The sequence below is a fragment of the Kitasatospora sp. NPDC007106 genome (genome assembly GCF_040634455.1).
Lineage (GTDB): Bacteria > Actinomycetota > Actinomycetes > Streptomycetales > Streptomycetaceae > Kitasatospora > Kitasatospora arboriphila.
Genome location: NZ_JBEYFP010000160.1, coordinates 1 through 11,105, shown reverse-complemented (window position 1 = coordinate 11,105; position 11,105 = coordinate 1). Strand labels below are relative to the sequence as shown.

Annotated in this window: 9 protein-coding genes; 4 read left to right on the top strand and 5 right to left on the bottom strand. The window is 76.1% G+C overall.

Going from position 1 to position 11,105, the window contains the following annotated elements:
• On the top strand, nucleotides 1–916 hold a 916-nt coding region (locus ABZ641_RS15825; RefSeq protein ID WP_359982276.1), incomplete at its 5' end, for an iron-siderophore ABC transporter substrate-binding protein.
• 16 nt (nucleotides 917–932) lie between these two features.
• Here ABZ641_RS15825 and ABZ641_RS15820 read toward each other — a convergent pair.
• Entirely contained in the window at nucleotides 933–1,814 is an 882-nt protein-coding gene (locus ABZ641_RS15820) for a hypothetical protein (RefSeq protein ID WP_359982273.1), read from the bottom strand.
• 218 nt (nucleotides 1,815–2,032) lie between these two features.
• On the opposite strand from ABZ641_RS15820, the gene ABZ641_RS15815 reads away from it, so the two are divergent.
• Nucleotides 2,033–4,567 (top strand): helicase C-terminal domain-containing protein, encoded by a 2,535-nt coding sequence (locus tag ABZ641_RS15815; protein WP_344622535.1) that lies wholly within the window; start codon nucleotides 2,033–2,035, stop codon nucleotides 4,565–4,567.
• A 9-nt stretch (nucleotides 4,568–4,576) separates the two neighbouring features.
• Here ABZ641_RS15815 and ABZ641_RS15810 read toward each other — a convergent pair whose 3' ends face one another.
• Nucleotides 4,577–4,849, bottom strand: coding sequence for a hypothetical protein (locus ABZ641_RS15810; protein WP_344622536.1), 273 nt, complete (start codon nucleotides 4,847–4,849; stop codon nucleotides 4,577–4,579).
• Between the two features lie 98 nt (nucleotides 4,850–4,947).
• Here ABZ641_RS15810 and ABZ641_RS15805 point away from each other — a divergent pair, with 98 nt between their 5' ends.
• Nucleotides 4,948–6,582: a DNA repair helicase XPB gene (locus tag ABZ641_RS15805; protein ID WP_344622537.1), complete on the top strand. Its 1,635-nt coding sequence runs from the start codon at nucleotides 4,948–4,950 to the stop codon at nucleotides 6,580–6,582.
• Between the two features lie 82 nt (nucleotides 6,583–6,664).
• Here the strand turns inward: ABZ641_RS15805 and ABZ641_RS15800 are convergent, their stop codons facing one another.
• Nucleotides 6,665–6,832, bottom strand: coding sequence for a hypothetical protein (locus ABZ641_RS15800; protein WP_344622538.1), 168 nt, complete (start codon nucleotides 6,830–6,832; stop codon nucleotides 6,665–6,667).
• A gap of 342 nt (nucleotides 6,833–7,174) precedes the next feature.
• Here ABZ641_RS15800 and ABZ641_RS15795 point away from each other — a divergent pair, with 342 nt between their 5' ends.
• Nucleotides 7,175–9,241 carry an AAA family ATPase gene (locus tag ABZ641_RS15795; RefSeq protein ID WP_359982269.1) on the top strand — a complete coding sequence of 689 codons (2,067 nt, stop codon included), beginning with the start codon at nucleotides 7,175–7,177 and terminating at the stop codon, nucleotides 9,239–9,241.
• Nucleotides 9,242–9,301: 60 nt separating this feature from the next.
• On the opposite strand, the gene ABZ641_RS15790 is transcribed toward ABZ641_RS15795, so the two are convergent.
• Complete coding sequence (locus tag ABZ641_RS15790; protein ID WP_359982266.1) at nucleotides 9,302–9,988, bottom strand: copper homeostasis protein CutC; 687 nt, start codon at nucleotides 9,986–9,988, stop codon at nucleotides 9,302–9,304.
• Nucleotides 9,989–10,042: 54 nt separating this feature from the next.
• The gene (locus ABZ641_RS15785; protein WP_359982264.1) at nucleotides 10,043–10,981 is read right to left on the bottom strand and encodes a hypothetical protein; all 939 of its coding nucleotides are present in this window, start codon (nucleotides 10,979–10,981) and stop codon (nucleotides 10,043–10,045) included.
• Between the last annotated feature and the right edge of the window lie 124 nt (nucleotides 10,982–11,105).

Genomic DNA, 11,105 nt, shown 5'->3' with positions numbered 1-11,105 from the left:
GTCCGGCGCGTCCGGCGCGTCCGGCACCGGGGGCTCGGCGACCGGCAGCCCCGTCCCGCGGCCCACCCCGAGCACCACGGTGACCACCGCGACCGGGCCGGTCACCGTACCGGGCGGCCCGATCCGCGTGGTGGTGCTCGGCACCCCCGAACTGGACTCGGCGATGACCCTCGGCATCACCCCGGTCGGCGCCACCCGCTCCGCGCTCGACCAGGGCCTGCCGGACTACTGGCCCGCCTCCCGCCTCGGCGGCATCGCCTACGTCGGCGACACCGGCAGCCCCGACCCGGAGCGGATCCGCGCGGTCGAGCCGCAGGTCGTCCTCGGCAGCCAGGCCCGGGACGGCGCCCGGCTGGCCGAGCTGCAGCAGATCGCCCCGACCGTGTTCAGCCGCGCGCCCGGACCGCCCTGGAAGGACAACTTCCAGCTGCACGCCCAGACGCTGGGCCGCCAGGAGCAGGCCGCCGCCGTCACCGCCGAGTACCGCCGGCACACCGAGCGCGCCACCAAGGCGATCCGGGACGCCGGGTCGGGCGGCCGCCGGATCAGCGTGCTGCGCTTCGTCGAGGGCCCGCCGCCGGGCATCCGCACCTGCGGGCGGCAGAGCTGGCTCGGCAGCGTCCTCGCCGACGTCGGCCTCGGGCGCCCCGACGCACAGAACACCGACCAGGACGAGATCGACCTGTCGCTCGACCAGCTCGCCCGCGCCGACGCCGACTTCCTCTTCTACGCCACCTACGGCGACCCGGACCGGGCCGGGACGACGGCGGTGCTGCGCAGCCCGGCCTGGCTCGCGCTGGGCGCCGTCCGGGCGCACCGGGCCTTCCCGGTGGAGGACGGGCTGTGGTTCCAGGGCGTCGGCTACACCGGGGCCAACCTGGTGCTCGGCGAGCTGCAGCGCTTCCTCGGCGGCTGAGCTCCGCGGCGGCCGGTCAGCCGGCCGCCTTGCGGCGGCGCAGCGTCACCACGAGGAGGGCGGCCGCGGTGATCACGGCGGCGGCCCGGAGCACGTCGGGGGCGGCCGTCCAGACCGCGTGGTTCATCGCCGCGCCCTCGGCGAGCGGCTGCCCCCAGCGGCCCTTGGTGCGGCCCCAGTACCAGACCGCGGAGCCGAACATGGTGGCCAGCGGGATGCCGAGCACCACGGTCTTGCGGGCGAGGTCGGAGAACTGCCGGGAGAGGTAGGCGGCGCCCCAGCCGAGCAGCATCGCCAGCAGCTGCCCGGTCGCGGCGCCGGCCAGCAGGGCGGCCGCGGCGAACAGCAGCAGCGGGGAGGGGCGGCGGCCGGCGAGCAGGCCGCCCTTCCCGGCCGGGTCCGCCTTCGGGGCGGCGCCGGCGGCGGGGTCTGCGCCTCCGGCTCCCCCGGCGTCCCCGGCGTCCTTGCGGCCGCGGCCCTTGCGGAGCTTGACCCGGGCCGGGGCGGCTGGCGCCTCCGGTGCCGGGGCGGCGGCCGCTGCCGCGGCCTCGGCCTCGGTGCGCGGGGCGGGGAGGTCGGCCGTCCGATGGCCGAGCAGGTCGACGCCGTCCGGGTACTGCACCACCTCCCAGCCGGGGAGGCTGAGCCCGCCGCCGGGGCCGCCGGGGAGCAGGCCGTCCGCGGCGGGCGTGCCGTCGGCGGCGTAGACGCTCTGCTCGTCGGCCGGGCCCGCGGTCGCGGCCGGGGTGTCGTCGGCGGCCGGACGCGGCGGGCCGATCACCCGCCACGGCTGCTCGGACCGCCACCATTCGCCGCCGGCCCGGCGGCCGCCCCCGCCGCCCTGTCCGGCGCCGTCCGCCGTTCCGCCCGTCCCGCCGTCCGCCCCGACGTCCGCCATGTCCCGCACCCCACTCGCTCACCGGCCCGCCCACCGCTGACGGTACCGACTGGCGGGCCGCGCGGGCGAGAGGCGCCGCCGTCGCCGGACACCGGCCGGCCGCCCTCGTGCTCCGGCCCTCGTGCTCCGGCCCTCGCCCGCGTCGGTCCTCGCCCTCCCCGAGCCGGGCGCCGTTCGGCACTGGGCCCGGGTGAGGAGGGCGGACTAGTCTGGGTCGGATGACCACCCAGCAGAGCGGACCGTCCCGCGCCCGGGCCGCCGCCGCACCCCGCACGCTCGCCGAGGAGCTCCGCGCCAGCAGCGACGAGGCCCTCTCCGGGCTGCTGCGCGCACGGCCCGACCTGCTGAACCCGGTGCCCGGGGACCTGACCCAGCTCTCCGCGCGGCTCTCCAGCCGGGCCTCGGCGCTGCGTGCGCTGGAACGCCTCGACCGGTTCACCCTGCAGGTCGCCGAGGCGCTCGCCGCCGCACCGGACGCCACCGGCGACACCGTCGTCCGCAACCTGCTGGCCGGCCCGGCCCGGGTGAAGCCGCACCCCGGCGCCGATCCGGTGGACCGCGCCGCCGTCACCGCCGCCCTGCCCGGGGCACTGGAGACGCTCCGGGCCCGGGCGCTGCTGTGGGGGCCCGACTCGGCGCTGCGCCTGGTGCTGGCCGTCCGGGAGGCCCTGGCACCGAGCGCGGCCAACCCGGGCCGGACGGGGCTCGGCCCGACGGTGTCGGAGGCCACCGTCGGCATGTCGCCGGCCCGGCTGCAGGAGCTGCTGGCCGGGGCCGGGCTGCCGGCCACGCCCGACCCGGTGACCGCGGTGGCCGCCCTGGCCGGGCTGTTCGCCGACCGCAAGCGCTGCGCGGCGCTGCTGGAGCAGGCGCCGCCGCCCGCGCTCGCCCTGCTGGACCGGCTGGTCTGGGGCCCGCCGACCGGCACCCTGCCGGACGCGGCCCGCCCGGTCACCGCCGAGCAGGCGCACACCCCGCTGGAGTGGCTGCTCGCCCGCGGCATGCTGCTGCCGTCCGGCCCCGGCTCGGTGGTGCTGCCCCGCGAGCTCGCCCTGCACCTGCGCGGCGGGCGCAGCCACCGCGCGGTGGAGCCGGCGCCGCCGGTCGTGGAGTCCGCCGCCGACCGGGACCCGGCCACGGTGGAGGCGACCGCGGCCGGGCAGGCGTACACGGCGGTGCGGACCGTCGAGGAGCTGCTGGAGGGCTGGGGGCTGCAGCCGCCGCCCACCCTGCGGGCCGGCGGGCTCGGTGTCCGCGACCTGAAGCGGACCGCGCTCGCCCTGGACTGCTCGGAGCAGGTCGCCGCGTTCTGGCTGGAACTCGCCTACGGCGCCGGGCTGCTCGCCCCCGACGGCGAGGCGGACGAGCACTGGGCACCCACCCCGGCGTACGACGGCTGGCTGCAGGACTCGGTCGCCGAGCGGTGGGAGGTGCTCGTCCGGGGCTGGATTGCCGCCACCCGGGTGGCCGGGCTGACCGGCAGCCCGGACGCCAAGGGCAGGCCGCGGGCGGCCCTCGGCCCGGAGCTCGACCGCACCCTGGCGCCGTCCGTCCGCCGGGCGGTGCTGGAGCTGCTGGCCGAACTGCCGCCGGGCGGCACGGCCGGGGCCGAGCGGCTGCTGCCGGCGCTGCGCTGGCAGCGCCCGCTGCGCGGTGGCGCCACCGGGCCGGACGGCCGCGACCTGCGCGAGCACCTCACCGACTGGACGCTGCAGGAGGCCGAGCTGCTCGGCATCACCGGTCGCGGCGCGCTCTGCGCGGCCGCCCGGGCGCTGCTGGCGGACGGCGACCCGGCGGCCGTGCTGGACCCGCTGCTGCCGAAGCCGCTGGACCACGTGATCCTGCAGCCCGATCTGACGGCGATCGCGCCCGGGCCGCTGCTCACCCCGCTCTCCCAGGCGCTGGCGCTCTGCGCGGACATCGAGTCCAAGGGCGGGGCGACGGTGTACCGGTTCACCGCGGAGTCCGTGCGGCGGGCGCTGGACGCCGGCCGGACGGCGTCCGACCTGCACGCCTTCCTCGCGCAGCACTCGCGGACCCCGGTGCCGCAACCGCTCGACTACCTGATCGACGACGTGGCCCGGCGGCACGGCGTGCTGCGGGTCGGGGCGGCCTCCTCGTACCTGCGCTGCGACGACCCGCAGCTGCTGAACGAGGTGCTGGCGGACCGCCGCGCCGCGGAGCTGCGGCTGCGGCTGCTGGCGCCGACGGTGCTGGCCGCGCAGGCGCCGCCGGACACGCTGCTCGCGGTGCTCCGGGGGATGGGCTACGCGCCGGCCGCGGAGTCGGCCGAGGGCGATGTGCTGATCACCCGTCCGGACAGCCGACGGACCCCGCCGCGCAGTGCGCCCGTGCCGGTGCCGGACGGGCCGCCGCGCCCCGACGACGCGCTGCTCGGCGCGGCGGTGAAGGCGATCAGGGCCGGCGACCGGGCGGCCACCGCCGTCCGCCGGGAGACGGTGGCCGGACCGGCCGCGCTCCTGCCGCAGTCCGGTCCGGCCCGCACCGACCTGCGGCAGCTGCCGCGCACCGCGGCCGCCGACACGCTGGCCGCGCTGCAGACCGCGGTGCTGCTCGGCGAGCGGATGTGGATCGGCTACATCAACGCCGAGGGCATCGCCTCCCAGCGGGTGGTCGACCCGGTGAAGGTGGAGGGCGGCTTCGTCACCGCGTACGACCACCACGCGGACGAGGTGCGGACCTTCGCCCTGCACCGGATCACCGGGGTGGCCGAGGTCGACGACCAGGCCTGACGGCCCGGGTCAGTGGCCCCGGGCGGCCTTGGCGTCCTGCTCGGCCTTCTGCTGCTTGGCCTGCTCCACGAAGGACTGCGGGTCGGGGATCTTGGGCTGCACCCCGGTCAGCAGTCCGGTCGCGGTGAACGCGGTGGCGCCCAGCAGGCCGCCGGGCTGGCCCATGTCGGCGACCTGGTCGAGGCCGGGCTCGGCGGCCTGCGCGGGGCTCGCGCCGAGGACGGTGGCGAAGGCCGCGCCGGAGAGGGCGAGGCCGGCAAGGAGGCGGTTCGGCTTGTTCATGCCCTGATCAACGAGGCTGCGGCCGCCCGGTCACCCGGCACCGCCCGGGTGCGGGACACTGGAAAGTCTGCGACACGACCACACGGAGGGTTGCCCGCGTGAACGACGGACCGCTCATCGTCCAGAGCGACAAGACGCTTCTGCTGGAGATCGACCACCCGAGGGCGGCGGACTGCCGGCGCGTCATCGCCCCGTTCGCCGAGCTGGAGCGCGCCCCGGAGCACGTGCACACCTACCGGGTGACCCCGCTCGGCCTGTGGAACGCCCGGGCGGCCGGCCACGACGCCGAGCAGGTGGTGGACGCGCTGGTCAGCCACTCCCGCTACCCGGTGCCGCACGCCCTGCTGGTGGACATCGCCGACACCATGGCCCGCTACGGCCGGCTGCAGCTGCAGAAGCACCCGGTGCACGGCCTCGTCCTGTCCAGCACCGACCGGCCGGTGCTGGAGGAGGTGCTCCGCTCCAAGAAGATCGCCCCGCTGGTGGGCGCCCGGCTCGACCCGGACACCGTGGTCGTGCACCCCTCGGAGCGCGGCCAGATCAAGCAGGTGCTGCTGAAGCTCGGCTGGCCCGCCGAGGACCACGCCGGCTACGTGGACGGCGAGGCCCACCCGATCCACCTGGAGGAGGACGGCTGGCAGCTGCGCCCCTACCAGAAGCAGGCGGTCGAGGGCTTCTGGCACGGCGGCAGCGGCGTGGTGGTGCTGCCCTGCGGCGCGGGCAAGACGCTGGTCGGCGCGGCGGCGATGGCGGAGGCCAAGTCGACCACGCTGATCCTGGTGACCAACACCGTCTCGGCCCGGCAGTGGAAGCACGAGCTGGTGAAGCGCACCTCGCTGACCGAGGACGAGATCGGCGAGTACAGCGGCACCCGCAAGGAGATCCGGCCGGTCACCATCGCCACGTACCAGGTGATGACCACCCGCCGGAAGGGCGTCTACCCGCACCTGGAGCTGTTCGACGCCCGCAACTGGGGCCTGGTGGTGTACGACGAGGTGCACCTGCTGCCGGCCCCGGTGTTCAAGTTCACCGCGGACCTGCAGGCCCGCCGCCGCCTCGGCCTGACGGCGACGCTGGTGCGCGAGGACGGCCGCGAGGGCGACGTGTTCTCGCTGATCGGCCCCAAGCGCTTCGACGCGCCGTGGAAGGAGATCGAGGCGCAGGGCTACATCGCGCCCGCGGACTGCGTCGAGGTGCGGGTGACGCTCTCCGACTCGGAGCGGCTGGCGTACGCGACCGCCGAGCCGGAGGAGCGGTACCGGTTCTGCTCGACCACGGCGACCAAGCGGCGGGTGGTGGAGTCGCTGGTCCGCAAGCACGAGAAGGACCAGACGCTGATCATCGGCCAGTACATCGACCAGCTGGACGAGTTGGGCGAGGTGCTCGGCGCCCCGGTGATCAAGGGTGAGACGACCAACGCGCAGCGCGAGAAGCTGTTCGACGCGTTCCGGAACAAGGAGATCTCCGTGCTGGTGGTCTCCAAGGTGGCGAACTTCTCGATCGACCTGCCGGAGGCCACCGTGGCCATCCAGGTGTCGGGGACGTTCGGCTCCCGCCAGGAGGAGGCGCAGCGGCTCGGCCGGGTGCTGCGGCCCAAGGCGGACGGGCACATGGCGCACTTCTACTCGGTCGTCGCCCGGGACACCGTGGACCAGGACTTCGCGGCGCACCGGCAGCGCTTCCTGGCCGAGCAGGGCTACGCGTACCGGATCGTCGACGCGGACGACGTCTGAGGCGTACGGGCCCGGCCGGCGGCCGGGCTCGGGCCCGCGGTCCCGGCAGGGCTCAGGGTCGGGCTCGGGGTCGGGCGCGCGGTCAGTAGGAGACGCCGTCGCGGCCGAGGAAGACCACCCGGGCGGCGGTGTCGAGCATGATGCCGACGTTGCGGACGGCCTTCGCCACCGGGCCGCGGTGGCGGTGGTCGTCCTGGTCGGGGCGGTCGGCGGAGCGGCGGTCTGCTGCGTGCTGTGTTCTGTTCCTCATGCTTCCACCGTAGGTTTTCGGCCATTCGGGCGCATCGGCCCGAAGTCCGTTTCCGCGGGTCCCGGACGTCGTCCTCCAGGCGTAGGGCGACCCCGAGGATCGGCGGTGGCGACCCTGAGACCGGCCTTGGGCCGGAAGTGTGCGAAATGTTTGGTGCGGCCACCGGGAGCGGTCTATGATCGCCGGTCTGCCCCCTCCCGAACCGTGGTGCCCCGTCGTGCGGCAGCCGGGGGAGGTCCGGCCGGTCGGCAACCGGCCGGTGTTCCTCTGCCGTGAGCTACCACCATGAGTCCGCTGCCCCCGCGCCTGCGTGCGCGGGCGGGGCAGCCGGGAAGGTTCGCCGTGCACTCCCCCACCACCGACGCCGCTGCCGCCGGCACCGATCCGCTGCAGCGCGAGCGGGACCACCTGGCCTCCTCGCGCGCCGCCCTGCGCGCCATGCGCGAGGACGTCGAGTCGCTGGACCTCCGCGACGTGACCGGCACCTGGGTGTCGGCCGCCGTGCTGCACAACCAGATCCAGCAGCGGATCGCCGCGCTCGCCGACCTGGCGCACACCCCGCTGTTCTTCGGCCGCCTCGACTACCTGCACGCGATCAGCGAGGAACTCGCGGAGGGCGGCACCGGCGAGCGGTTCTACATCGGCCGCCGGCACGTGCACGACGCCGACGGCGACCCGATGGTGATCGACTGGCGGGCGCCGGTCTCGCAGCCGTTCTACCGCGCCAGCCGCAAGGACCCGATGGACGTCGAGCGGCGCCGCCGGTTCGGCTACACGGCGGGCGAACTGACGGCGTACGAGGACGAGCACCTCACCGACCCGGCCGAGGGCGACACCCGCTCGGCGCTGCTCGCGGCGGAGATCGAGAAGCCGCGCGTCGGCCCGATGCGCGACATCGTCGCCACCATCCAGCCGGAGCAGGACGAGATCGTCCGCGCCGACGTCTCGGGCACGGTCTGCGTCCAGGGCGCCCCGGGCACCGGGAAGACCGCCGTCGGCCTGCACCGTGTCGCCTACCTGCTGTACGCGCACCGGGAGCGCCTCGCCCGCACCGGCACGCTGGTGATCGGCCCCAACAACTCCTTCCTGCAGTACATCGAGCAGGTGCTGCCCGCGCTCGGCGAGCTGGACGTCGCCCAGGCGACCGTGCAGCAGCTGGTCGGGCACGTGGAGGTGCGCGGCGAGGACCCCGCCGCGGCCGCCCTGGTGAAGGGCGACGCGCGGATGGCGGAGGTGCTGAAGCGGGCGGTCCGCTCGGGCATCACGCTGCCGACCGAGCCGTGCGTGGTCGTCCGCGGCGCCCGGCGCTGGCGCGTCCCGGCGTACGAACTCACCGGGATCATCGAGGAGCTGCAGGGCCGGGAGATCCGCTACGGGGCCGCCGCCGAGGCGCTGCCGCAGCGGATCGCGCACGCCGTCCTGGTGAAGATGGAGCAGTCCGGGGAGGCGCCGGACGACCGGGTGCAGGACGCGGTGGCCCGCAACACCGCGGTCAAGGCCGTGGTGAAGGCCTGCTGGCCGCCGGCCGACCCGGTGAAGCTGGTGCACCGGCTGCTCTCGGACGCCGACTTCCTCGCCCGCTGCGCGGACGGCCTGCTGACCGAGGAGGAACAGCGGACGATCCTCTGGGAGAAGCCCGCCCGTTCGCCGAGGACCACCCGCTGGTCGGCGGCCGACGCGGTGCTCGTGGACGAGGCCACCGACCTGGTGCAGCGCACCCCCTCGCTCGGCCACGTGGTGCTCGACGAGGCGCAGGACCTCTCGCCGATGCAGTACCGCGCGGTGGGCCGGCGCTGCTCGACCGGTTCGGCGACCGTCCTCGGCGACCTCGCCCAGGGCACCACCCCGTGGGCGACCACCGACTGGCCGGAGGCGCTGCGCCACCTCGGCAAGTCGGACGCGCACATCGAGGAGCTCACCCAGGGCTTCCGGGTGCCGGAGGAGGTCATCGCGTACGCCTCGCGGCTGCTGCCCGCCATCGCGCCGGGGCTGGCGCCGGCGACCTCGGTCCGCGAGGCGCCCGGGTCGCTGACGGTCCGCCGGGTGACCGGCGACCACGTCACGGAGGTGGTGGCGGCCTGCCGGGCCGCGCTCGGCCACGAGGGCTCGACCGGCCTGATCGCCGCGGACGCCCGGATCCCGCTGTTCGCCGAGGCGCTGGCCGAGGCCGGCCTGCCGTTCGTCGAGCCGGGTGCGGAGACCACCGCGGAGGCCCGGCTGACCCTGGTGCCGGCCTCGCTGGCCAAGGGTCTGGAGTACGACTACGTGGTGCTCGACGAGCCCGCCGAGGTGGTGGCGGGCGAGCCCGACGAGCGGACGGGGCTGCGCCGGCTGTACGTGGCGCTCACCCGGGCGGTCTCCGGGCTGCAGGTGCTGCACTCGGCTCCGCTGCCGGACCGGCTGGGCTGACCGCGCGGGCGCCGGACGCCCGGCATCGGGTGTCCGGCGTCAGGCGTCAGGCGTCAGGTGTCAGGCGTCGGCCAGGGTGCGCCAGGCGGCCACCCTGGCCGGGTCGACCGGGGTCGTCCAGCCGTCCACCCGGGCGGCGCCGCCGATGTGGAAGGCGTCGAACCCGGCCGCCTTGAGGCCCGGCACGTGGTCGGCCCGCAGGCCGCCGCCGACCAGGATCCGCTGGGTGTAGCCGGGCTCGCCGTCCTTGGCGAGCTCGCCCTCCAGGACGCCCTGGCCGGCGTCGACACCGGCCGGGGCGCCCGAGGTGAGGAAGGTGTCCAGGCCCGGCAGTGTGGAGACCGCGGCCCGGACGCCCGCCCGGTCGGCGCTGTGGTCGAGTGCGCGGTGGAAGGTCCACGGGCAGCCGGCCACGGCCTCGGCGACGGCCGCGGTGGCGGCCAGGTCGACCTCGCCCTGCGGGTCGAGGAAGCCGAAGACGAACTCCTCGGCCCCCTCGGCGCGCAGCGCGGACGTTCGGGCGAGCAGGTCGTCCAGGTCACCGGGGGTGAAGCCGTCGCGAATGCGCAGCATCACGCGCAGCGGCAGGGAGACCGCCGCCCGGATCCCGGCGAAGTCGGCCACCGACGGGGTGAGCCCGTCCGCGGCCATGTCGGTGACCAGCTCGAGCCGGTCTGCGCCGCCGGACTCGGCGGCCCGGGCGTCCTGGGCGGTCAGCGCGATGACTTCGACAATTGGTCTAGACATATGCGTACCCTGCCACATGGGGGGCCCGCCGGGCGAGCCCCCCTCCCCGTTCGCTCAGCCGACGGCCGGCGGCAGCTCCGCGGAACGGCCGCGGCGGACCAGCAGGGCGACGGACGCGGCCACGCCCGCGGCGGCGACGAGCACCAGCTCCGACGAGCGCAGATTGCCGAACACCACGTACAGCTGCCCGAGGGTCTCGCCCGCCATCGCGGGCACCAGCGCCAGGACGACGGCGACCGGCAGGACGCGGCCGCGGGAGGCGGCCACCAGACCGAGCGCGATCAGCGCCGCGGAGAGCAGCGGCGGCAGCAGGAACGCCTCCGGGCCGCCGTGCAGGAGCGGGCTGAACTCGGAGTACAGCTCCAGCGAAGCGGCGGCGAGGGCCGCGGCACCGAGCATGCGGCGCACGGACGGCCGGGGCAGCAGGTCGGGCGGCGCGGCCAGCAGCAGGGCGGACCAGATCAGCGGCGGCAGCAGGGTCGCCCCGAGCCACACGACCGTGGCGACGTCGAACCGGGGGTAGGTCGGGCTCATCACGTGGCCGATCCGCAGGTACGCCAGCCCGGCGACGCCGAGGACCACGGGCAGCACCAGGAGCCGGGCGGCGGCCCACCGGCCGGCGAGGCCCGCGGCGGCGGCCGCGAGCTGGCCGACGGCGACGAGCAGGAACAGCCACCTGTCGTCGCCGGGTACGGGCGCCCCCCACCTGTTCTCCAGCACCAGCATCAGGAAGTCGGGGACGGCCGTTCCCGCCCCCGCCGCGAGGAGCAGCGGTGCGGCGGCGGCCGGTAAACGCCCGCCGGGCGCGGCCGAGGTGAGCCCGGTCCGCAGCCGCAGTCCGTACCCGGCTATGCCGGCCAGTTCGCGGGCGGCGGCGAGGCGTCCGGCGCCGGCCGTGGTGTCCGCGTAGACGGCGGCGAGTTCGGGGCCGCGCTCCGCGCGGTAGGCGGCGGGATACAGCCGCATCGCGGCGGTGAACGGACGTGTCGTCATGCGAAGGCCCCCCTGACCCTCGGGTTCGGCCTCACGTGAAAATCCGCATTGCAAGGCCTTAGGCCGCGCAGCTAGGCGATCGACAGCACAGGCGCAGGATCCTGACACAGAGTTTGTTGTGCTC